The 21,653-nt window shown below is 59.0% G+C and carries 19 protein-coding genes; 11 read left to right on the top strand and 8 right to left on the bottom strand.

Translation table 11 applies throughout. The annotated features are described in order from the left end of the window. The first annotated feature begins 184 nt into the window (after positions 1 to 184). From cysG to msbA, 9 genes are read left to right on the top strand one after another with little or no spacing between them, the layout of a single operon-like run. On the top strand, positions 185 to 1,606 hold the full coding sequence (gene cysG, locus ACODR9_RS11580; protein ID WP_488809428.1) for a siroheme synthase CysG: 1,422 nt from the start codon (positions 185 to 187) through the stop codon (positions 1,604 to 1,606). A 60-nt stretch (positions 1,607 to 1,666) separates the two neighbouring features. Continuing rightward, positions 1,667 to 2,074 (top strand): PTS sugar transporter subunit IIA, encoded by a 408-nt coding sequence (locus tag ACODR9_RS11575; RefSeq protein WP_488809427.1) that lies wholly within the window; start codon positions 1,667 to 1,669, stop codon positions 2,072 to 2,074. Continuing rightward, positions 2,061 to 2,330 (top strand): HPr family phosphocarrier protein, encoded by a 270-nt coding sequence (locus tag ACODR9_RS11570; protein ID WP_488809425.1) that lies wholly within the window; start codon positions 2,061 to 2,063, stop codon positions 2,328 to 2,330. The genes ACODR9_RS11575 and ACODR9_RS11570 overlap by 14 nt, the downstream gene beginning before the upstream one ends. A gap of 29 nt (positions 2,331 to 2,359) precedes the next feature. Then, on the top strand, positions 2,360 to 4,099 hold the full coding sequence (gene ptsP, locus ACODR9_RS11565; protein WP_488809424.1) for a phosphoenolpyruvate--protein phosphotransferase: 1,740 nt from the start codon (positions 2,360 to 2,362) through the stop codon (positions 4,097 to 4,099). A 22-nt stretch (positions 4,100 to 4,121) separates the two neighbouring features. Further along, the gene (gene rfaQ, locus ACODR9_RS11560) at positions 4,122 to 5,204 is read left to right on the top strand and encodes a putative lipopolysaccharide heptosyltransferase III (protein ID WP_488809423.1); all 1,083 of its coding nucleotides are present in this window, start codon (positions 4,122 to 4,124) and stop codon (positions 5,202 to 5,204) included. Then, the gene (locus tag ACODR9_RS11555; protein ID WP_488809421.1) at positions 5,201 to 6,358 is read left to right on the top strand and encodes a glycosyltransferase family 4 protein; all 1,158 of its coding nucleotides are present in this window, start codon (positions 5,201 to 5,203) and stop codon (positions 6,356 to 6,358) included. Before rfaQ ends, ACODR9_RS11555 begins: the two co-directional genes overlap by 4 nt. Continuing rightward, a complete protein-coding gene (locus ACODR9_RS11550) occupies positions 6,355 to 7,518 on the top strand; it encodes a glycosyltransferase family 9 protein (RefSeq protein WP_488809420.1) in 1,164 nt (387 codons plus the stop codon). The genes ACODR9_RS11555 and ACODR9_RS11550 overlap by 4 nt, the downstream gene beginning before the upstream one ends. Next, positions 7,511 to 8,620, top strand: coding sequence for a glycosyltransferase (locus ACODR9_RS11545; RefSeq protein WP_488809418.1), 1,110 nt, complete (start codon positions 7,511 to 7,513; stop codon positions 8,618 to 8,620). Before ACODR9_RS11550 ends, ACODR9_RS11545 begins: the two co-directional genes overlap by 8 nt. 18 nt (positions 8,621 to 8,638) lie before the next feature. After that, positions 8,639 to 10,390, top strand: a complete 1,752-nt coding sequence (gene msbA / locus ACODR9_RS11540) for a lipid A export permease/ATP-binding protein MsbA (protein ID WP_488809417.1) — start codon at positions 8,639 to 8,641, stop codon at positions 10,388 to 10,390. A 69-nt stretch (positions 10,391 to 10,459) separates the two neighbouring features. On the opposite strand, the gene ACODR9_RS11535 is transcribed toward msbA, so the two are convergent. The 8 genes from ACODR9_RS11535 to ACODR9_RS11500 all read right to left on the bottom strand — a co-directional run bounded on the left by ACODR9_RS11535 (position 10,460) and on the right by ACODR9_RS11500 (position 17,669). Beyond that, positions 10,460 to 10,843: a type IV pilus assembly protein FimV gene (locus ACODR9_RS11535; protein WP_488809416.1), complete on the bottom strand. Its 384-nt coding sequence runs from the start codon at positions 10,841 to 10,843 to the stop codon at positions 10,460 to 10,462. Positions 10,844 to 10,973: 130 nt separating this feature from the next. Further along, positions 10,974 to 12,074: a 3-dehydroquinate synthase gene (gene aroB, locus ACODR9_RS11530; protein WP_488809415.1), complete on the bottom strand. Its 1,101-nt coding sequence runs from the start codon at positions 12,072 to 12,074 to the stop codon at positions 10,974 to 10,976. 5 nt (positions 12,075 to 12,079) lie between these two features. Continuing rightward, complete coding sequence (gene aroK, locus ACODR9_RS11525; RefSeq protein ID WP_488809414.1) at positions 12,080 to 12,622, bottom strand: shikimate kinase AroK; 543 nt, start codon at positions 12,620 to 12,622, stop codon at positions 12,080 to 12,082. Between the two features lie 66 nt (positions 12,623 to 12,688). Next, entirely contained in the window at positions 12,689 to 14,818 is a 2,130-nt protein-coding gene (locus ACODR9_RS11520; RefSeq protein ID WP_488809412.1) for a type IV pilus secretin PilQ, read from the bottom strand. Continuing rightward, positions 14,818 to 15,339, bottom strand: coding sequence for a pilus assembly protein PilP (locus tag ACODR9_RS11515; RefSeq protein WP_488809410.1), 522 nt, complete (start codon positions 15,337 to 15,339; stop codon positions 14,818 to 14,820). The genes ACODR9_RS11520 and ACODR9_RS11515 overlap by 1 nt, the downstream gene beginning before the upstream one ends. 10 nt (positions 15,340 to 15,349) lie before the next feature. Then, entirely contained in the window at positions 15,350 to 15,967 is a 618-nt protein-coding gene (locus ACODR9_RS11510) for a type IV pilus inner membrane component PilO (RefSeq protein ID WP_488809409.1), read from the bottom strand. Next, on the bottom strand, positions 15,964 to 16,557 hold the full coding sequence (locus ACODR9_RS11505; protein ID WP_488809408.1) for a PilN domain-containing protein: 594 nt from the start codon (positions 16,555 to 16,557) through the stop codon (positions 15,964 to 15,966). Before ACODR9_RS11505 ends, ACODR9_RS11510 begins: the two co-directional genes overlap by 4 nt. Continuing rightward, entirely contained in the window at positions 16,557 to 17,669 is a 1,113-nt protein-coding gene (locus tag ACODR9_RS11500) for a pilus assembly protein PilM (RefSeq protein ID WP_159874770.1), read from the bottom strand. Before ACODR9_RS11500 ends, ACODR9_RS11505 begins: the two co-directional genes overlap by 1 nt. A gap of 119 nt (positions 17,670 to 17,788) precedes the next feature. Between ACODR9_RS11500 and ACODR9_RS11495 the strand changes: the two genes are divergently transcribed. After that, positions 17,789 to 20,161 carry a penicillin-binding protein 1A gene (locus ACODR9_RS11495; RefSeq protein ID WP_488809407.1) on the top strand — a complete coding sequence of 791 codons (2,373 nt, stop codon included), beginning with the start codon at positions 17,789 to 17,791 and terminating at the stop codon, positions 20,159 to 20,161. 236 nt (positions 20,162 to 20,397) lie between these two features. Continuing rightward, on the top strand, positions 20,398 to 21,651 hold the full coding sequence (locus tag ACODR9_RS11490; protein WP_488809406.1) for an MdtA/MuxA family multidrug efflux RND transporter periplasmic adaptor subunit: 1,254 nt from the start codon (positions 20,398 to 20,400) through the stop codon (positions 21,649 to 21,651). The last annotated feature ends 2 nt before the right edge of the window (positions 21,652 to 21,653 follow it).

Raw genomic sequence — 21,653 nt, 5'->3', positions numbered from 1 at the left:
CTGAAATTATTCAATGTTCACCCGCCGCTTCCTTGTTTGCCCTTTCTACTGCTGGTGAAGGGCTTACTCTCATCATGGCATTTAGTATGGAAATTGTGATGACGAAAATCAGACTGTATGCGCCGTTTTCGTCGTTTTTATGCAACAAATAAAGTATGCTGTGGCGATCGTTGTGGAGTGATGCATGGATTACTTTCCGATTTTTCTCAAGCTGCAAGATGCCGCCTGTCTGGTGGTTGGCGGCGGTGATGTTGCCTTGCGCAAGGTGCGCCTGCTCAAGGCCGCCGGTGCTCGCCTGACCGTGGTGGCGCCCGAAGTGACCGACGAACTGGCCTTGATGGCCAAGCGTGGTGAATTGCAGTGGCTGCCCGGCTACTTTGCTGATGAGATGGTCAGCGGCATGCGGCTGGTGATTGCGGCCACCGATCAGCGCACGGTCAACCAGGAGGTTTCCCACGTGGCGCAGCAGCACAATATTCCGGTCAATGTGGTGGACGACCCGGAAATCTCCAGTTACATCACCCCTGCTATCATCGACCGCTCGCCACTGGTGATTGCGGTTTCCTCCGGTGGCAGCGTTCCGGTGCTGGCGCGGCTGGTACGCGCCAGGCTGGAAAGCATCATTCCGGCCAGCTTTGGCCTGCTGGCAGCATTTTCTTCCCGCTTTCGCGAGCGGGTGAAAGCCCGGTTTGCCGATGTCGAAGCGCGGCGAACTTTCTGGGAGTCGGTACTGGAAGGCCCGGTGGCTGAAGCCGTGATGAATGGTCGCGAGGCGGCTGCCTGCGAAGAAATGGAAAAACGGCTGGCCAGTTCCGAAGATCGCCCCAGCGGTGCGGTGTATCTGGTGGGGGCTGGCCCGGGTAACCCCGATCTGCTGACCTTCCGTGCCCTGCGCCTGATGCAGCAGGCCGATGTGGTGCTGCACGACAAGCTGGTGGCCCCGGAGTTACTGGAGCTGGTGCGGCGCGATGCCGAGCGCATTTATGTGGGCAAGGCGCGTGCCAATCACACGCTGCCGCAGGAAGACATCAACCAGCTGATGGTGCGCCTGGCGCAGTCTGGCAAGCGGGTGCTGCGCCTGAAGGGGGGCGATCCCTTTACCTTTGGCCGTGGTGGCGAGGAAATCGAAACCCTGGCCGAGCATAATATTCCCTTCGAGGTGGTGCCGGGCATTACATCGGCAAATGGCGCGGCAAGCTACGCCGGTATACCTTTGACCCACAGGGATCATGCCCAGTCGGTGACATTTGTCACCGGCCACAAGAAAGATGGCAGCATAGACCTGGACTGGCCGGCGCTTACCCGCCCGGATCAGACCGTGGTGGTGTACATGGGGCTGACCATGGCCGCCGAGCTATGTGCGGCCTTCATCGAGCATGGCAAGCCGGCGGATACGCCAGCAGCTGTCATCGAATGGGCGACTACTCCGCGCCAGCGTACGCTGAGCGGAACGCTGCAAACCCTGCCGGCCCTGATATCGTCCTATGGCGTTGCATCGCCGGCGCTTATCATCGTGGGCAGTGTCGTTTCGCTGGCAGATAAACTCGCTTGGTTTCGTCGGGTGGAAAACGGGCCTGTTACAATGCCGGATTCGCAGCAGAAATGAAGCACGGTTCGCTACAGCGGACTGTGTGCCGATAATCGTTACGGACAAGAAGACGCAGGCATGGTTGGTGTACTAGTCATATCTCATGGCAATCTGGGTGCCTGTCTACTCGACTGCGCCCGGCATGTATTAGGACGGGACCCGGACAATATCGCCACGCTGGCGGTAGAGAAAACCGAGGACCCGGATCAGAAACTGGTCGAAGCTGCGGCGCTGGTGGCACGCCTGGAGCAGGGCGATGGCGTGGTGGTGTTGACCGATATGTATGGCGGCACGCCATCCAATATTGCCAGCCGGCTGATTGATCCGGGCAAGGTGGAAGCCGTTGCCGGGGTCAGCCTGCCCATGCTGGTGCGTGCGCTCAGCTATAGCAGCCAGCCGCTGGAAATCGTGGTCAGCAAGGCCATTACCGGTGGGCTGGAGGGCGTACTTTATATTCTTCCAGGGGACGGTAATGCTGCGCGTTGAAATACAAATTATCAATAAACTTGGCCTGCATGCTCGTGCTTCGAGTAAATTCACCCAGCTTGCCAGCCGTTTCAAGAGCGATGTGGGCATTGCCCGCAATGGCCGCCGGGTAAACGGCAAGAGCATCATGGGGGTGATGATGCTGGCAGCCGCCAAGGGCTCCACCGTCGAACTGGACGTGGATGGCCCGGATGAACAAGAAGCGCTGGATGCGCTGGCCGCATTGATCAACAACCGGTTTGACGAGGCTGAATGAATCAGCCCGCTTGAGGAGGGGATGGGACGATGAATATCACCCTGCATGGTGTAGCCATTGGTGGCGGCATCGCCATTGGCCGGGCCCATCTCATCTCGCGCAGCATGGACGATGTGGCGCACTACGGCCTGGAGGATGCAGAAGTCCCGGCCGAGATGACCCGTTTTGACGAAGCGGTGCGTGCCACGCGCAAGGAACTGGAAATGCTGTGGGGCAGCATTCCGGAAAATGCGCCGGCCGAGCTGGGGGCTTTCCTGTCGCTGCACATCATGTTGCTGGGCGATATCACCATCTCGCGCGAACCGCGTGAAATCATCGAAAAACAGCGCTGCAATGCCGAATGGGCATTGAAGCTGCAATGCGACCTGCTGGTGGAGCAGTTTGACGCCATCGAGGAAGATTACCTGCGTGAGCGCAAGAATGACGTGCTGCAGGTGGTGGAGCGCATTTTCAAGAACCTGGACGGCCACGCCCCGCAGTTGCCGGCACCGGGCGACCTGCTGGATGACACCATTCTGGTGGCGCATGATCTGTCGCCAGCTGACATGGTGTATTTCAAGGATTCCAATTTCGCCGCCTTCGTGACCGATGTGGGCGGTGCCACTTCGCATACCGCCATTCTGGGACGCAGCCTCGACCTGCCGTCCGTCATTGCCCTGCATCACGCCCGCGAGCTGATCCGCGAGGAAGAACAAATCATCGTTGATGGCCAGCAGGGCGTGCTGATTGTCAATCCGGACGAACTGGTACTGAGCGAATACCGCCGGCGCCAGCGTGCCTGGCGCGATGCCAAGCGCAAGCTGTCTTCCATCCGCAAGTCCGATGCCAAAACCAAAGATGGCACGGTGATCGAGCTGTTGGCCAATATCGAATTGCCGCAGGATGTGGACGTGGTGAAAAGCTCCGGTGCCGCCGGTGTGGGCCTGTTCCGCAGCGAGTTCCTGTTTCTGGGCCGTGATACGCTGCCCACCGAAAACGAGCAGTTCGAGGCCTACCGCAAGGTGGCCGAAGACATGAAAGGCCTGCCGGTCACCATCCGCACCATGGATTTGGGGGCCGACAAGAACCCGAAATGGCTGAACCATGATGTGGCGGACAACCCGGCACTGGGCCTGACCGGCATTCGGCTGTGCCTGGCCGAACCCTTGATGTTTCGTGCCCAATTGCGGGCGCTGCTGCGCGCCTCGCATTACGGCAAGGTAAAAATTCTGTTCCCCATGCTTAATTCGCTGGGCGAACTCAAGCAGTCGATTGCCCAGCTGGATTACGCCAAGCAGGAATTGCACGACGAAGGTCTGCCCTTTGATGAAAAGGTGGAAGTCGGCGCGATGATTGAAATCCCCTCCGCCGCGCTGGTGGTGGGCAGTTTCATCAAGTACGTCGATTTCTTGTCCATCGGCACCAACGACCTGATCCAGTACACCCTGGCCATCGACCGCAACGACGACTCAGTCAGCCATCTGTACGACCCGGTTCACCCGGCAGTGCTCAAGCTGATCCTGCATACCATCCGCACCGGCATCAAGGGTGGGGTACCGGTATCGGTGTGCGGTGAGATGGCGGGCGACCCGCGCCTGACCCGCTTGCTGCTGGGCATGGGCCTGCGCAAGTTCTCCATGCATCCGGCCAGCCTGCTCTCGGTCAAGCGCATGGTGCTCAACACCCATCTGGACGATATCGCCCCCATTGCGGGACGCATGCTTCGATCTGAAGACCCTGATAAAATCGCCGATCTTTTGCAACTGCTGAATACCGAGCCGGATGCCTGATCCGGCTTTTTTCACCCAATCTATGCTGAATGACTCCATCGATCTGAACCAGGTGCGCCGCGTCTTGGTGATCAAACTGCGCCACCATGGGGATGTGCTGCTCACATCTCCTGTCTTTAGCGCCCTGAAACAGCAGGCTCCGCAGCTGGAAATCGATGCGCTGGTCTATCGCGATACGCAGGAAATGCTCAGCCTGCATCCGGCCATCAGCCAGTTGCACACCATAGACCGCAACTGGAAAAAGCTGGGCCTATTTGGCCAGCTCAAGGCTGAACTGGGGCTGATCAACCGCCTGCGCCAGCGCCAGTACGACCTGGTCATCACCCTGACCGAACACAAGCGCGGTGCCTGGCTGGTCCGCCTGCTGTCGCCACGCTGGTCGGTGGGGCCGGATGGCCCGTATGGCAAGCTGTTCCGCAAAAGCTTTACCCATCGCTATTTGCAGGTGCCGGGCAACCGTCGCCATACCATTGAAATCCATCTGGATGCGCTGCGGCGTATCGGTGTTTATCCGGCAGAACAACAGCGTCAGCTGATGCTGGTGGCCGGTCACAATGCCGAAGCCACGCTGGCCGCCAAGTTGGAACAACAAGGCTTGCAGGCCGGGCAGTACATTCTGGTACACCCCACCTCGCGCTGGTTGTTCAAGAGCTGGACGGTGGAAAACATGGCTGCGCTGATCAACACCCTGCAGCAACGCGGCCAGCGCGTATTGCTGACAGCCGCGCCCAGCCCGGATGAAATGGCCATGCTGGCTGATATCCAGTCACGGCTGACGCAGCCGGCTGCCAGCCTGGCCGGCCAGCTCAGCCTGAAAGAACTGGCCGCCGCCATTGATAACGCTCGTCTGTATATCGGTGTGGATTCGGTCCCCATGCATATTGCCTCGGCAATGAAAACACCCTGTGTGGCCCTGTTTGGTCCGTCCGGCGATATCGAATGGGGGCCGTGGCAAGTGCCGCACCGGGTAGTTGCTGCCCGTGTACCGTGCCGACCCTGTGGCAATGCAGGCTGTGGTGGTGGCTGGAACAGCGAATGTCTGAATCTGATCAGTCTGCAACAAGTCATGGATGCGGTTGACGCCGTACTGGGAGAAACCGCATGACCCGTCTGGCCATTATCCGGCAGAAATACAATCCGGCTGGCGGCGCTGAGCGCATCGTCAGCGCCATTCTGGGCCAGTTGAAACAGCAGCCCGAACTGGAGCCGGTGCTGATCAACCGCAACTGGGAGCAACTGGATGGTGTGGCCGTATGCCGCGTCAATCCCTTCTATCTGGGCAGTATCTGGCGCGACTGGGGCTTTGCCCGCGCCGCGCGGCGTGCCTGGCAACAGGTGGGGGCTGATCTGGTGCAGTCGCACGAACGCATTCCCGGTTGCCATGTATTCCGTGCCGGCGACGGCGTGCACGCCGCCTGGCTGGATGCGCGTGCAGAGGGCAAGGGCTGGTGGCACAAGCTGTCGGTCTGGTGCAATCCCTATCACCATTTCATGCTGCGCATGGAGCGCGCCATGTTCACGCATCCAGACCTGCGAGCGGTGATCTGTATTTCTGAGATGGTGAAACAAGATGTGCTGCAGCGTTTTCCGCTCAGTCCGGAACAATGCGTGGTGATTCACAATGGTGTGGATTGTCAGCGCTTCAATCCCGACGCCGCTCAGCTGCGCCGCAGCGCCTTGCGTGCGCAATACGGCATTCCGGCTGATGCGCCAGTGCTGGTATATGTCGGCTCCGGCTTTGAACGCAAGGGCGTGGCGCAGGCTATTCGTTCCATCCAGCAGCAGCCGGATGTACATCTGGTGGTGGTGGGTGGTGACAAGAAACTGGCGTACTACCAACAGCTGGCCAGGGCGCTGGGCGTGGCCGCACGCGTGCACTTCACCGGTCCGCAAAAAGATGTGCTCAGCCATTACGGCATGGCGGACGGATTCATTTTGCCAACACTGTACGAACCGTTTGGCTCGGTGGTGGCTGAAGCCATGGCCTGCGGCCTGCCGGTGCTTACCAGCACCCGTTGTGGCGGTGGCGAGTGTGTGACTCCCGGCAAGACCGGTTGGCTGGCCGCGCCGCAGGATACACAGGCATGGCAGCAGAATGTGGCGGCATGGCTGGCGGCCCGCGCACAGTGGCCGGAGATGGCCCGGCAGGCGCGCGAACGGGTGCTGGCACAAACCGAGCCGCAAATGGTGGCACAGATGATGGCGCTGTATCGCCGCCTGCTGCCGGGCGGGCTGCCTGATGTGGTGGCAACGCCATGATGAAAGCAAGTCGCTTCCCTGGTCGTGCGCTGATCTTCCTGTCTCTGCTGCTGCGTCTGCCCTGGCAATGGCTGCGGCGCAAGCCCGAAGCCGCAACGGTGCAGCGCGTGCTGATCCTGCACCAGTTTTTGCTGGGCGATGCCTTGATGGCGACCAGTCTGCTGGCCAAGGCGCGGCAACGTTATCCTCAGGCTGACATCATCATGGCCTGCCCGTTTGGCCAAGTATCCTTGTATGGCGGGCAACCCTATGGTGTGCGTGCCTTTGGCTGGCATATCCGCAACTTTGCCTCGGTGTGCCAGCTGTTTGCCATGCCACGTTTCGATCTGGTGCTGCTGATGGGCGAAAATCGCCTCAGTTATCTGGCGCGTGCCATCGGTGCGCGCTGGATTGTCGGCTTTGCCAACGAACAGCCGGCGCACAAAAACTGGCTGCTGGATGAGGCCATTCCGTATGCCACAGAGCCTGAAGCCTGGACTGACACCGCAGCCCGGCTGGTGGATGGCCCGGAGCCGGCCCCTTATCAGCTAAGCGACTGGCCGATGCCACAGCAAAGCCTGCCCTCCTTGCCGGATCATTATGTCGTGCTGCATGTGGGGGCCAGTTCGGCCACCCGCTTTTGGCCGGCGGCGCACTGGCTGGAGCTGGCCGAATCCATTCGCCGTGCCAAGCTGGCGGTGGTGTGGTCTTGCGGGCCGGGCGAGGATGCCCTGCTGCGAGAAATCGAACCGCCTGCCGGTGATGTTCGCATGGCTGGCTGCCTTACCCTGCTGCAGTTGCGTCAATTACTGGCCGGAGCGCGCGCCTGTGTTTGCCCGGACACCGGCGTGGCACATCTGGCCAAGGTGACGGGTACGCCCTTGCTGATGCTGTTTGGCCCGGGCAGCGAAGTGTTGTTTGGTGCCAGCCGCTTCTTTAGCCGTTACCCATGTATGGGGGTTGGTCCGGATATATTCCCCTGCCGTAACCAGCGCAGTGTGCACCATCGCGATGTAGACTGGGCTTTGCGTTGTTTCCGCCGTTTTGGCAATGGCGCCAATGAATGTCGCCGTGCCCTGTGCATGGAAGCCATCAGCAGTGCCGAGGCATGCAATACCTTGCAACAGCTGCTGCAGATCAGCCAGCCAGCCCGTGCTGCGGAAGGAAGACATCATGACTGACTGGGTGCTGTTCACCGAGTCCTCCGATAATGTCGGCGGGCAGGAATTGCAGCTGATGCAGCAAATGCGCCAGATGCAGTCGCATGACCTGCGCACCATACTGGCTTGCCGTCCGGGTGGACGCGTTGAACAGGCGGCTTTGCAGCAGGGTTTGTCGGTGTTGCCGGTTCGTTTTCGCAACAGTGTGCATGTGCCGTCGATTGCCATTCTGCGGCGCTGGATCAGCCAGCATCAGCCACGCCTTGCCATTTGCCACAGCGGGCATGACAGCAATAATCTGGCCATTGCCGCACGCCTAGTGTGGCGACGCCCGTTCTTGCTGCGTTCGCGCACTTATCAGCCGGGCAAGCCGTCGGCCTGGTCGTATAACCGGCTGGTGGATGCCACCATGGTGCCCAGCCATTACCTGCGCGATGCCTTGTTGCAAAATCCGGCGATTCGGCCCGAGCGCATTCACGTGGTGTATCCGGGAATAGACTTTGCCGGGCTGGATGCTGCTGTTGATCAGGCGGTTCCGCCCGCGATTGCCGACTGGCTGGCTACCGATGGCAGCCCGGTGCTGTTGCATGCAGCCATGTTGCGTGGCGAAAAGGGGCATCTGACCATTCTGCAAGCCATGCATTTGTTGCGCGACAGCCATCCGCACTGGCGTTATCTGGTGGCGGGAGAGGGGGTAGCCAGGCCGGACATCGAGGCGGAAATCCAGCGTCTGGGCTTGCAGCAGCGCGTGCTGCTGGCGGGCGTTGTCTCCCCGGTGGCACCCTTGTACCGTCATGCCGGCCTGTTGCTGATGCCGTCAACTTACGAGCCCTTGGGCATGTCGCAAATCGAGGCACTGGCGCTGCAGTGCCCGGTACTGGCCAGCAATACCGGGGGTATTCCGGAAACGGTAAAACATGGTCAGACCGGCACGTTGGTGGAAGCTGGCAATGCCCAGGCTTGGGCTGCTGCCATTGCTGCGGCACTGGATGCCATGCCGCAGCAGGGCCAGATGGCCGAAGCCGGTGCGCATGATGTGCGTCAGCGCTTTGCCCCGGACAGTAATTTGCAGCAGATCATGACCCTGAGCGGTCTTTCCGGCCTGTTGGCCGCATCTCATTGATCCGATTGGACTATTACCTTGAAACATAGCTGGCCCATTTACCGCCGCCTGCTGGGTTATCTGGCCCAGTACTGGAAGGTCTTCACCCTGTCACTGGTCTCCATGACCGTTGCAGCCCTGACCGAACCAGCGTTTGCCCGGCTGATGAAGCCGTTGATCGACGGTGGCTTCGTCAATAAAGACCCGAAGGCGATTGTCTGGGTACCGATGGCCATCGTCGGCGTATTCCTGGTTCGGGGGATTACCAGCTTCGTCAACGAATACACCTCCAGCTGGCTTGCCGGGCATCTGGTGCAAACCCTGCGACAGCAGATGTTTGCCAAGATGCTGCGCTTGCCGGTGCAGTACTATGCCGATAATCAGTCGGGGCGTCTGGTGTCGCGCATCTCCTTTGATGTCAACCAGGTGACCGAGGCCGGTTTCAATGTCATTACCGTCAGCGTCAAGGATGGTGTGACTGCCATCAGCCTGCTGGCATGGTTGCTGTATATCGATTGGCAACTGACCATCATCTGCCTGGTGGTGATGCCGGTGGTAACGGTATGCATGCGCATGGTTGCCAAGCGTCTGCGTGGCCTGGCTTTGGAAAACCAGCAACACATGGCAGACCTGACGCAGATTTTGGGTGAAGGGGTGGATTGCCAGAAGGTCATCAAGGTTTACGGTGGCGAGGAGTACGAAGAAAGCCGCTTCAATACCGCATCGCAGGCCATTCGTCGCAATGGTGTGAAGCAAAGCGCGGCCAGTTCGGCCAATACCGGCGTCACCCAGCTGATGATTGCCTGCGCCTTGGCCGCCATTTTGTATTTTGCCGCCATGCGCGCCCAGCACGGTGCGTTTACTGCTGGCGACTTCATGTCTTTCCTAACGGCCATGATGCTGTTGTTTGCGCCGATAAAGCGTATCACCGGTATTTCCCAAGCCATGCAGCGCGGGTTGGCTGCCGCCGAAAGTGTGTTCAACTTCCTGGATGAACCCGGCGAACCGGACCATGGGACGCAGCGCCTGCCCACAACCCGTGGCCAGCTGCGTTTTGAGGATGTTTCCTTCCGTTATCCCAATGCCGAACGGGTGGTGCTGCAGCAGGTCAGTCTGGAGGTGAATTCCGGCGAGACGGTGGCGTTGGTAGGCTCTTCCGGTAGCGGTAAAACCACGCTGGTCAGCCTGATTCCGCGCTTCTACGAACCGTTGTCGGGCCGTATCACCCTGGATGGCCTTGCGTTGGATGAGATCGTGCTGGCCGATTTGCGTCAGCATATCGCCATGGTGAGCCAGGATGTGGTGCTGTTCAACGACACCGTGGCGGCGAATATTGCCTATGGTTCAGGACCGGCGATTAGCCGCGAGCAGATCATTGAGGCTGCGCGCGCTGCCAATGCGCTGGAGTTCATCGAAGCCATGCCGGACGGACTAGATACACAGATCGGCGAGAACGGTGTGCGACTGTCCGGTGGTCAGCGTCAACGTTTGGCCATTGCACGCGCACTGCTGAAAAACGCACCGCTGCTGATTCTGGATGAAGCGACGTCGGCACTGGATACCCAGTCCGAGCGACTGGTGCAGGCGGCACTGGAAAATCTGATGAAGAATCGCACCACCATTGTGATTGCCCACCGTTTGTCCACCATCGAGAACGCCGACCGCATCATCGTGATGCATCAAGGCAAGGTGGCGGAGCAGGGCAGTCATCAGCAACTGATGCAGCTGGACGGTCTGTATGCCCGTTTGCACAGCCTGCAGTTCCGCGAACCGGCGGCTGACGCAGGCTGATTAGTTTGGTTCAAATGGACAAAGTAAAACAGGCTGCCCGTGGGCAGCCTGTTTTACATGCAGCAGGATTCAGGCTTTGACCGCGAACAGAGGGTCCTGCGGTGCCAGCTGGCGGCCATTTTCCTGGATGGTGTGCCATACCGGCTGGTCCTTGACCTGGGACTGTACGTCACGGGCCAGGCGGCAGTAGGCCTTGCCGTTGCCTTCGGTGGAGTAGGCACGCAGCAGGGTGACCTTGATGGAAAGATTTTGGGGTTCATCCTTCATGGCCTCTTTCAGCACGCGAACGGCATCGCCGCTGCGGCCATAAGCCAGGAAAACTTCGGCCTCGCCCACCGGGTCGATACCCCGGGCGCGCGGCTTTTTATAAGTTAGCTTGCGCCACAGCTGGCGGGAAATGTAGTAGCTACTCATCAGGCCGAAACTGGCCAGTAATGCGGTTATTGCATCCACCTTGGCTTCCCTCCGAGATTCTCTCTCTGCTTGAATTATGCAGTGGATTATTCGGGTAGCCAGAGTTCCCCGCAATCCGTAAAAATCCTTAATGACACTAAGGTTTCAGGGTTTGCGGGGGCGTGGGCAATCAATGGGAGAGGTTTGGATCGATATGCGGTCCGCTGAACAGGGTGTCGAGCAGCGCCACCGGTAGACCGGGCTGGATGACGGCCTGGCCCAGCTGCTTGAGCAGGACAAAGCGGATGACGCCGCTTTCCACTTTTTTGTCATGGCCCATGTGACGCATCCATTCGTCCACACCGAAGTTGGGGCTGCGTACCGGTAGGCCGGCGGCAGCAATCAGCGCCACCGTCCGTTCAACATCATGCTGTGTCAGCCAGCCCAGTGCCTGGGATGCAGCGGCGGCCAGTACCATGCCCGCACCGACGGCTTCGCCATGCAACCATCGTCCATAACCCAGCCCGGCTTCGATGGCGTGGCCAAAGGTGTGACCCAGATTGAGCAGGGCGCGTACGCCCTGTTCTTTTTCGTCCTGGCCGACAATCTCGGCCTTCATTTCGCAGGAGCGGCGTACGGCATATTGCAGTGTCGCCGGGTCGCGTGCGCGCAGGAGATCCATATTGGCCTCCAGCCAGGCCAGGAAATCGGCATCGCCCAACAGGCCGTACTTGATCACTTCGGCAATGCCGGCGGACAGTTCGCGTTCGGGCAGCGTGGCCAGCAAGTCCATGTCGGCCAGCACCAGTTTGGGCTGATAGAACGCGCCAACCATGTTTTTGCCCAGGGGATGGTTGATGGCGGTTTTGCCACCTACCGAGGAGTCAACTTGAGCGAGCAGGGTGGTGGGAATCTGGATGAACGGTGCGCCACGCTGATAACAGGCAGCGGCAAAGCCGGTCATGTCGCCGATGACGCCGCCACCCAGTGCAATCAGCGTGGTTTTGCGCTCGGCGTTGGCTCCCAGAAGGGCATCGAAAATCAGATTCAGCGTTTGCCAGTTTTTGTGTGCTTCGCCATCCGGCAGGATGACCGGGATGCAATGCACGCCATGGCTTTGCAGCTGCCGGGTCAGGCGTTCCAGGTAGAGCGGTGCCACCACGTCATTGGTGATGATGGCAACCTGGGGAATGGGCAGATGGGGCAGGATCAGCTCAGCCTGATCAAGCAGTCCGTGGCCAATGTGAATGGGGTAGCGGGTATCCGGCAGGGTCAGGTCGAGGGTAATCATGTGCGTCAGGTCTTGGCTGGGGTATTGTGCAGCTGGTCGAGCAGACGGCTGACCAGCAGATTGACGTTTTGCTGAGAGGTGTCGACTACGATGTCGGCCACTTCGCGGTAAAGCGGGTCGCGCTGTTCCAGCAAGCTTTGCAGCTTGGCGCGCGGGTCGGCGGTTTGCAGCAGCGGACGGTTCTTGTCGTGCATGGTGCGGGCCAGCAAGTCATCAATGGAGGCGCGCAGGTAGATCACTACGCCGTGTTTTGACAGTTCGGCCCGATTTTCCGGACGCAGTACTGCGCCCCCACCGGTGGCCAGTACGATGTTATTCATCCTGGCCAGATCGGCAATCACGCTGCTTTCGCGGTCGCGAAAGCGCAATTCACCTTCTATCTCGAAGATGGTGGCAACGCGAACACCGGTGCGCGCCTCGATTTCATGATCCGAGTCGTAGAAGGTTTTGCCGGTCTTGCGTGCCAGGGCTCTGCCTACGGTGGTCTTGCCGGCACCCATCAGCCCGACAAGAAAAAAATTGCCTGCCATGTTCTCCATGGCAGGCATTGTAGCTGATGCTGGCTGGGTCTGTCTGCGCAGGCAGAAGACAAAATGCGCGCAGATACCCAGTGTTTAATGATTTTGCAGGTTCAGGTCTTCCACCACCTTGGGGGTGATGAAGACCAGCAGCTCGGTGCGGTTGTTCTTGTCTACCTTGCTGCGGAACAGCGCGCCCAGGAAGGGAATGTCACCCAGCAGCGGTACCTTGTTGACCGTGGTATCCAGTGTTTGCTGGTAGATACCGCCAATCACCACGGTGCCACCGTTTTCCACCATTACCTGGGTTTTCACCACCTTGGTGTCGATGGCCGGGGTGCTGTTGACAAACAGGGTGCTGCTGACGCTGTCCTTGTTGATCTGAATTTCCATCAGCACACGGTTGTCCGGTGTGATTTGCGGCGTGACTTTCAGGCTGAGGTTGGCCTTTTTGAACGATACCGAGGTAGCACCGCTGGAGCTGGCTTCCTGATACGGAATTTCCGTGCCTTGCTCGATGCTGGCTTCTACCCGGTCGGCAGTCATGATGCGTGGACTGGCCAGGATCTTGCCCTTGTCGGCGGTTTCCATGGCATCCAGTTCCAGGCCGATGGCCGCGCGCGAACCTGCACCAAACACGGCGCCAATGGAGTTATAGGTGCCGGACAGGCCCAGATTGACCCCGGAGTTGAGCGGAATGGTGCCGGTGGTGCTGCCTCTGGCAAGGTTGAAACTGGTGGTGGCATCGGCCACCGAGCCGCCAATACTGGTGCCGCTACTGGCGCGTGCTACATTGAGTTTCACCCCCAGGCTCTTGCTCCAGTTGTCGGTGGCTTCGACGATGCGCGCTTCAATCAGCACCTGCTTGACCGGAATGTCGGTCTTGGTCACCAGATCGCGAATCTTGTCGATCACGGTCTGGGTATCGTTGATGATCAGCGTGTTGGTTTTCGGGTCGATCATGAAGCTGCCGCGCCCAGATAGCATGCCGGAACCACCGCTGCTGCCTGATGCACCTGAACCCGCCGTGGTGGTGCTGCCATCCAGAATCTTCTTGAAGTCTTCCGCCGAGCGGTAACGCAGCACAAAGGTTTCCGAGCGGACGGGCTCCAGCGCATTCAGTTGCTGTTTGCCTTCCAGGATCTGCTTGTCGCGAGTGAGCAGCTCCTCGCGCGGTGCGATGTTGATGATATTACCGTTGCGGCGCTGATCCAGGCCCTTGGTTTGCAGGATGAGATCCAGCGCCTGATCCCACGGTACATCTTTCAGGCGCAGGGTGATGTTGCCGGTTACCGAATCGCTGGTAACGATGTTAAGCCCGGTAAATTCGGCAATCACCTGCAATACGGTACGTACTTCGATATTCTGGAAGTTGAGCGACAGTTTGTCGCCCTTGTATTGAGGCTTGCTGTTCAGCTCGTTCTTGCTGGCGCTTTCCACCACAGCCTTGCGGACTTCCACCACCAGCTTGCGTTCTGTCTGATAGGAGGAAAACTCCCAGTCGCCTTGCGGCTGCACCATGATGCGGCTGTTACGCCCCTGATTGCTGGCAATTACCTTGTCCACCGGGGTGGCAAAGTCGCTGACATCCATGCGCTTTTCCAGCGATCGCGGCAGATTGGCACCCAGTACATCCAGTACCAGATTCTTCCCCTCACGGCGCACGTCAACCGGCGTGCTTTCAGAAGGCAGGGTGATTTCCACGCGTCCTTCACCACCACGGCCACGGCGGAAGTCCAGCCCCAGCGGGGTGGTGGCCACGGCAGCCTGGGCGCTGGCCTGACTGGCGGCGGATGCGTTGCTGGCTGGCTGCTCTTGCGAGGTGGCCGCCTGCTGTGGCGAAGTCATGCTGTTATTGATGCGAACCAGCAGCTTGTTGCCCGAGATGCTGGTGCTGTAGGCCACATTGTGCGCCAGGTTCAGCACCAGGCGCGAGCGGCCATTGGCCTGCACGGCAACCGCAGACTTGACGATGGGATTACCCAGCTCGACAACGCTCTTGGGGAGTTTGACCTGGGTATCGGCAAAGTCAAAGGCAAGGCGGGCCGGATTGGCGATGGCGAAGCTGTTGGGCTTGATGGCCGGGCCATCAAAAGTCACCTGCAGCAATTGGGCGTCACCATCGGTCTGGGCTACGTCGATCGCGGTGATGGACGCTGCATGGGCAATGGAAAATGCAATGGACAGACCCAGCCCCGACAACAGTTTGATTGAATGGTTTTTCATTATTTCTGCCCTTGTTCATCCAGGTACATGCTGGTTTCGCGTTGTACCCATTCACCGTTCAGATCTTCCACGGTCTCGGAAAGTACTAGTTCGGTTTCGCTGATGCGTTTGACCTGGCCGTAATTGGGGCCAATGAAATTGCCCGGTTGCACGCGGTAGATGCTGTTTTCCGGCGTTCGGATCAGTGCATAGGTCATGTTGTTGCGCTTGAGCAGCCCAACCATCTTCAGCTTGTCCAGATCGTAGTTTTCCAGCAGTTCACGCGCGCGCTTGAAGTCGGGCGCATTGGCAGCATTCTGCTTTTTGGCCATCTGCAGCTTGACCGGATTGAACGGATCAGGAATGTCGAAGGCATTATAGGTAAATGGCTGGTATGCCTGGGCCTGGGGCAGCGGGTCGATCTGACCGCGCAGGCCCTGGCTGGCCTGTTGCATCCAGGCGTGCAGATCTTCGGTATTGCCGCTGCCACAGGCTGTGAGCAGCAGCGGACACAGCAAGGCGGCGAGAGTTTTTTTCAGCATGGCGTCACGCTCACTTCTTTGGCGGCTGTGCCGCAGCAATGCGCTCTTCTGGCTCCAGCGCGCGATAGGTCTTGGCCGTGGCTTCCATGGTCATGCGGGCATCCTTGCCCTGCCCCGGGGTCAGGCTGATGTCGCCGATGGTGACAATGCGCGATAGCTGGGCCACATCGCTGACAAAGGCTGCCAGATCGTTGTAGCTGCCGGTCAGCTTGATCGAAATCGGAACCTCCGCCATTTCAGCTGTCTTAATCTCACCATTGGGGCGGAATAACTCAAACTGCAGGCCACGGCCAATGCCGGCTTGGTTGATTTCGGTCAGCAAGGCATCCATGTCTGATTTGGTGGGCAGCTGTTTGAGCAGTGCGCCAAAGGACAACTGGATTTCCTTCAGTTGCTGCTGTAACGCTTCCAGGTTGATGGCCTGGCGTTTTTTGTCGATGAAGGTTTGCTTGAGCTGTTCTTCTTGCTGCTGGGACGTGTGCAGCTTATCCATCTGGTCGCTCAGGACAAAGAAATAGCCCAGAAACAGGAATACCCCGGCCATGAAGACAAGCACGAGTACCTGTGCTGGCAGCGGCCAGTTGGGCATGTCCTTGGGGTCAAGATTGCGGAACTCGTCTAGGGTCATGGTTTGGCTCCCTGCGGTGCGACCTGGCCTTGCGGTGCACTGGCTGCTGCAGGCTGTCTGAACGTGCTGGTAAGGCTGAATTCACTGACGCGCTGGTTGTTTGCCATGGCCGCTTTCACTTCAATCAGCTGGGGTTCGTTGAACACCTGCGACTGGGCCAGGGTGCGCATGTAGTTGGACACCCGTGCGCCGGACAGGCCGTAGCCGGAGAAGTTGAACGCATTGCCACTTTGCTTGAAGGTTTTCAGGTAGATGCCATCCGGGGTCTGGCGTACCAGTTGGTCAAAGATGCGTACCGCATCATTGCGCCCTTGTTGCAGGCGTTCTACCAGCTGTTTACGTGCCAGCAGGTCGTCGCGCTGCTTCTTCAGCATGCCGATATCCTTGATTTGCTGGTCGAGCTTGTTGATTTCAGCTTGCAGGAACTGGTTACGTTCTTCCTGGCGGGACTGGCGCGCATCCAGGATGAAGTAGCTCAGGCCGATGACCAGCAGCGCGGCACCGATGGCGCTGCCAAGAAACAGCTGGAAGCGCAGGCGGTGGGCGGCTTTTTTCTGCTCGCGGTGGGGCAGGAGGTTGATGCGTATCATCAGTCGAACCTCCGCATGGCAAGTCCGCAGGCAATCAGCAGCGCCGGGGCATCCAGCAGCAGTTCCTTCAGGCGGATGGAGCTGGACTGCACCATGGACGTAAACGGGTTGGCAATCATGGTGCTGATCTGGGTGCGAGAGGCAACGGCATCATCCAGGCCGGCCAGCATGCTGCAACCGCCGCCCAGCAGGATGTAATCCACGCGCAGGTATTGCGATACGCTGACCGTGGTGTAAAAGAACTGCAGTGCCCGTTGTATTTCCTGCGCCAGCGAATCCACAAACGGATGCAGCAACTCGGATTCGTAGCCATCCGGCATGGCCATGCTGCGCTTGCCACTTTCGGCTTCGTCAAAGCTGATGCCGTAGCGGCGCTGGATATCGCGTGTCAGTTGCAGGCCGCCGAACATCTGTTCGCGGTAGTAGATTTGCTGGCCGTTACGGATGACATTGCAGTGAATTTTGCTGGCACCGATATCAAACAGGGCAAAGGTCTGATTCATGCCGTGGTCGGGCAATTGCTGCTGGATCTGCTCAAAGGCCGTCATCATGGCAAAGGACTCGACATCCACCAACTGGGCGCGCAGGCCGGCCATTTCCACCACGGCCACGCGCTCTTCCACCTTTTCCTTGCGGGCGGCGCACAGCAGGACTTCCAGATCATCCAGACTGCTGCTGGAAGGGCCCAGCACCTGGTAGTCCAGGTTAACCTCGTCCAGCGGGAAGGGAATGATCTGATCGGCCTCGGATTCGATCATGCCTTCCATGTCTTCGGATTGGCTGACCGGCACCAGCAGTTTCTTGTAGATGGCCATTGCGGTAGGAATGGCGATGGCGACATTCTTGATCGGGCTGCCAAGGCGTCTCCAAGCCTTGCGCAAGGCTTCGGCAATCCCTTCGATATCCACCAGATTACCCTCGGACACGGCTTCCTTGGGCAGGCTTTCTATCACATAACGTTCGATCTGGTAGTTCTTGCCCGATCTGGACAATTCCACCAGTTTGATGGAGGTGGTGCTGATATCAAGACCAAGCAGGGGAACATTGCTGGATTTCCCCAATCCAAGCTGATTCAGCCAGTCTGTCCCGAACCGTAATTTGTCGGATAGCATCAGTTAAGGCCCCGAATAGGTCTAGTGCGACAGTTTTTGTGCTGTCGCGGTCAATGTTTGTCTTGCTTGTTCCCACAAGACGTTATAATCCGCTTTCTTCCGAAAGCCTATTTGTAATTATGTTCAAACGACTTCTTGCGATTCTGGCCGGCTTGGTCATTGGTGGGGCCGTGCTGGCAGCCGGCGCGGCAGCCATTGCCATCATCATAACCTACCCGCGTTTGCCAAGTCTTGATGTGCTGACGGATTACCGTCCAAAAATTCCACTGCGTGTCTACTCGGCAGATGGCCAGTTGTTGGGTGAATTCGGTGAGGAGCGCCGTTCCTTTGCCCGTATCCATGAAGTCCCGCAGTTGATGAAGCAAGCCTTGCTTGCGGCTGAAGACGAGAGATTCTATCAGCATAGCGGAATCGACTACATGGGGGTTTTGCGTGCCGCCGTCGGTAATCTGGTATCCGGTCATGCCCGTTCCGGTGCCAGTACCATCACCATGCAGGTGGCCAAGAATTTCTTCCTTTCCAGTGAAAAGACTTTCACGCGTAAGTTTAATGAAGCTTTGCTCGCTTTCAAAATTGAACATACGCTTTCCAAGGATCAGATTCTTGAGCTTTACTTCAACCAGATCTACCTGGGGCAGCGCGCCTACGGTTTTTCTGCGGCAGCGCAGGCCTATTTCGGCAAGCCAATCACCGACCTGAGCGTGGCAGAAATGGCCATGCTGGCGGGGCTGCCCAAGGCACCGTCTGCCTATAACCCCATTGTCAATCCAGAACGTGCCCGCCTGCGCCAGCAGTATGTATTGCGCCGCATGCGCGAGCTGAACTTCATCACTCAGGATCAGTACAACGCCGCAGTGAATGAGCCGCTGCATCTGGCCAGTGCCACCGTGGATAGCAACCAGCCGGCGCTGTATGTTTCCGAAATGGTGCGCCAGGCCATGTATGAGCGTTACAAGGATGCCGCCTATACCGAGGGTTATAAGGTCTACACCACGCTGGACAGCCATCACCAGCAATGGGCCTACGATGCCCTGCGTGCAGGTCTGATCGATTTCGACCGCAAGCAGGGTTACCGTGCGCCGGAAAGCTATATCGATCTGGCCTCTGCTGAGGGGGAAGACCAGACCGAGGTGCTGGACGATGCACTGTCTGAAATTCGCGACAGTGGCGACATGCAGGCTGCGATTGTGCTGTCGGCAAGCCCTGCGGAAGTACGTGCCTACCTGCGTGGCGGCAAGGTTGCCGTGATCAAGGGGCAGGGGCTGGAGTTTGCCCGTCGCGCACTGAGCCCCAAGCTGGCGGCGGACAAGCAGATTCGCCGTGGTGCGGTGATTCGTGTCCGTGCCAACGAAAAGGGCTATTGGGAAATCGTGCAGATGCCGGATGTGGAAGGGGCATTTGTCTCGATGGACCCGCGCAACGGCGCCATCAAATCGCTGGTGGGTGGTTTTGACTTCAACCGTCGCAGCTTCAATCACGTGACCCAGGCCTGGCGTCAGCCGGGCTCCACCTTCAAGCCCTTTATCTATTCCTCGGGTATCGAACGTGGTGTTACCCCGTCCACCATGTTCAACGATGCGCCGCTGACCGTTCCGGGTGCGCCCGGTTCGCCCAGCTGGGAGCCGAAGAACGATGATGGCAAGTTTGCCGGTCTGATCAGCTTGCGTCGTGCGCTGACCCAATCCAAGAACCTGGTGTCGGTACGGCTGCTGATGGCAGTCGGTACCGATTACGCCCAGCAATATATCCAGCGTTTCGGCTTCTCGCCCAAACAGCACCCGGCCTATCTCACCATGGCGCTGGGTGCCGGTGCAGCGACACCACTGCAGATGGCTGAGGGCTATTCGGTGTTCTCCAATGGCGGCTATCGCATCAAGGCCTATTTCATTGACCGCATCGAGGATCAATCCGGCCATGTGCTGGCCAAAACCCAGCCTGCGGTTGCCGGGCAGAATGCCACCCAGGCCATCGACCCGCGCAATGCCTTCATCATGACTTCCATGCTGAAAGATGTGGTGCGCTACGGGACTGCAGCCAAGGCAATGAGCCTGGGCCGTATGGATCTGGCCGGCAAGACCGGTACCACCAGTGACTGGAAGGATGCCTGGTTTGTCGGCTTCAACCCCAATCTGGTGGCCGCCACCTGGGTGGGTTACGACCAGCCGCGCTCGCTGGGCCGCTATGGTTATGGCGGTACTGCCGCCCTGCCGGTGTGGATGAACTACATGGCCAATGCCCTCAAGGGGGTGCCGGAGGTAGAACTGCCAGTGCCGGCAGGCATCGTGGTGAAACCGGGTGCGGGTCAGCGTGGTGGTGATGAGTACTACTACGAGGAATTCCAGAAGACCAATCCAGAGCTGAAGATTGACAACCACGGCACCATTCCGGGCAGCAATGCCTCCGATGCGGCGGTAGACGATACGACAGCGAAGGACCCCAATGCGCCGGCGGCCAAGGACGCGGTGGAGAACGTCAAGGAATTGCTGTTCTGAGCCAGATGGCCGTTCATCACAGCCCACTCTTTCCAGAGTGGGCTTTTTCTTGCCCGTCTGGCCGCCATGCCTGCCAGGATGTGCCTGATGCCGGCCGATTAACAACTATAAACAGCTTGTCGATAGGCAAGGGCAGGGTGATTCCTTATCATCTCATCCTGTTTGCTGCTTTGCATCAGGCTTGTCGATCCTGACTCCGCTGACAACTTAAGCTGGTCCTTTCCCGGAAAACCAATATGTCTGCCGCTCCTGCCAAATCCCCCCATACCTTGCGCAATGTCTCCCTGTTACTGCTGGTGCTGGCAGCCGGTGGCTGGTGGTGGAACAGCCATCGCACGGCATCTGCCGATGCTGCGGCCCCCAAGCGTGGCGGTGCGCCGGTAGCGGTTGCGGTGGCCCCGGTGATGCAGCAGGATGCGCCCTTGCAGCTGGGGGCACTGGGCACGGTAACCGCCACCAATACGGTGACGGTACATAGCCGGGTGGATGGTCAACTGATGGCCCTGCATTTTGAAGAGGGGCAGATGGTGCAGAAAGGCCAGCTGCTGGCGGAACTGGACCCGCGCCCCTATCAGGCTGCGCTGACCCAGGCCGAAGGCCAGCTGCTGCGCGACCAGGCGCTGCTGCAAAACGCCCGGCTGGACCTCACCCGTTACCAGCAACTGCTGGCGCAGAACTCCATTGCCAAACAGCAGGTGGATACCCAGCAGGCGCTGGTGGCCCAGTATCAAGGCACGGTGAAACTGGATCAGGGCGCGGTGGCCAATGCCCGTCTGCAACTGGATTACAGCCGCATCACGTCTCCGCTGGCCGGGCGTGCCGGCCTGCGTCAGGTAGACCCTGGCAATATCGTGCACTCCAGCGATAGCAACGGCGTGGTAGTGATTACCCAAACCCAGCCCATCAATATACTTTTTGCCATCCCGGAAACCAGCCTCAGCCAGGTGCTGGCGGCAGACCGGGCAGCCAAGGGCAAGCTGCAGGTGGAAGCCTGGGACCGCGACAACCGCCACAAGCTGGCCGATGGCGAATTGCTGGCCATCGACAATCAACTAAGTACCACCACCGGCACGGTCAACCTGAAGGCGCGTTTTGCCAATGCCGATGCTGCCTTATTCCCCAACCAGTTCGTCAATGTGCATCTGCAACTGGGGGTGCAGGCCAATGCCACCGTGTTGCCCAGTGTGGCTTTGCAGCAGGGCAAGGTGGGCAGCTATGTGTATACGGTGAATCCGGACCAGACCGTCAGCATCAGCAAGGTGAAAACCGGTGCGGTGTCCGGCGACAACACCATTATTGAAGAGGGCGTGAAAGCCGGTCAGAAAGTGGTGGTGGATGGCCTGGACAAGCTGCGTGAGGGGGCTCAGATCAAGGTTATCGACCGTGCCAAACAAAGCGCGGCAGAGGGCAGTGGCAAAGGCAGGGGCAAGCCGCATGCGGCCAGTGGCAGCTGGGGCGGCCAGCGCCAGCATGCCTCGGCCGCCAACTAAGC

Source organism: Aquitalea sp. FG25, assembly GCF_057809375.1.
The sequence above is the reverse complement of the archived record's forward strand: the minus strand, read 5'-3'. Positions and strand labels throughout refer to the sequence as shown.

Bases quoted from the DNA above. Each gene is read 5' to 3' on its own strand.
- cysG (WP_488809428.1), top strand. From the start codon at position 185: ATGGATTACTTTCCGATTTTTCTCAAGCTGCAAGATGCCGCCTGTCTG.
- ACODR9_RS11575 (WP_488809427.1), top strand. From the start codon at position 1,667: ATGGTTGGTGTACTAGTCATATCTCATGGCAATCTGGGTGCCTGTCTA.
- ACODR9_RS11570 (WP_488809425.1), top strand. From the start codon at position 2,061: ATGCTGCGCGTTGAAATACAAATTATCAATAAACTTGGCCTGCATGCT.
- ptsP (WP_488809424.1), top strand. From the start codon at position 2,360: ATGAATATCACCCTGCATGGTGTAGCCATTGGTGGCGGCATCGCCATT.
- rfaQ (WP_488809423.1), top strand. From the start codon at position 4,122: ATGCTGAATGACTCCATCGATCTGAACCAGGTGCGCCGCGTCTTGGTG.
- ACODR9_RS11555 (WP_488809421.1), top strand. From the start codon at position 5,201: ATGACCCGTCTGGCCATTATCCGGCAGAAATACAATCCGGCTGGCGGC.
- ACODR9_RS11550 (WP_488809420.1), top strand. From the start codon at position 6,355: ATGATGAAAGCAAGTCGCTTCCCTGGTCGTGCGCTGATCTTCCTGTCT.
- ACODR9_RS11545 (WP_488809418.1), top strand. From the start codon at position 7,511: ATGACTGACTGGGTGCTGTTCACCGAGTCCTCCGATAATGTCGGCGGG.
- aroB (WP_488809415.1), bottom strand. From the start codon at position 12,074: ATGATTACCCTCGACCTGACCCTGCCGGATACCCGCTACCCCATTCAC.
- aroK (WP_488809414.1), bottom strand. From the start codon at position 12,622: ATGCCTGCCATGGAGAACATGGCAGGCAATTTTTTTCTTGTCGGGCTG.
- ACODR9_RS11520 (WP_488809412.1), bottom strand. From the start codon at position 14,818: ATGAAAAACCATTCAATCAAACTGTTGTCGGGGCTGGGTCTGTCCATT.
- ACODR9_RS11515 (WP_488809410.1), bottom strand. From the start codon at position 15,339: ATGCTGAAAAAAACTCTCGCCGCCTTGCTGTGTCCGCTGCTGCTCACA.
- ACODR9_RS11510 (WP_488809409.1), bottom strand. From the start codon at position 15,967: ATGACCCTAGACGAGTTCCGCAATCTTGACCCCAAGGACATGCCCAAC.
- ACODR9_RS11505 (WP_488809408.1), bottom strand. From the start codon at position 16,557: ATGATACGCATCAACCTCCTGCCCCACCGCGAGCAGAAAAAAGCCGCC.
- ACODR9_RS11500 (WP_159874770.1), bottom strand. From the start codon at position 17,669: ATGCTATCCGACAAATTACGGTTCGGGACAGACTGGCTGAATCAGCTT.
- ACODR9_RS11495 (WP_488809407.1), top strand. From the start codon at position 17,789: ATGTTCAAACGACTTCTTGCGATTCTGGCCGGCTTGGTCATTGGTGGG.
- ACODR9_RS11490 (WP_488809406.1), top strand. From the start codon at position 20,398: ATGTCTGCCGCTCCTGCCAAATCCCCCCATACCTTGCGCAATGTCTCC.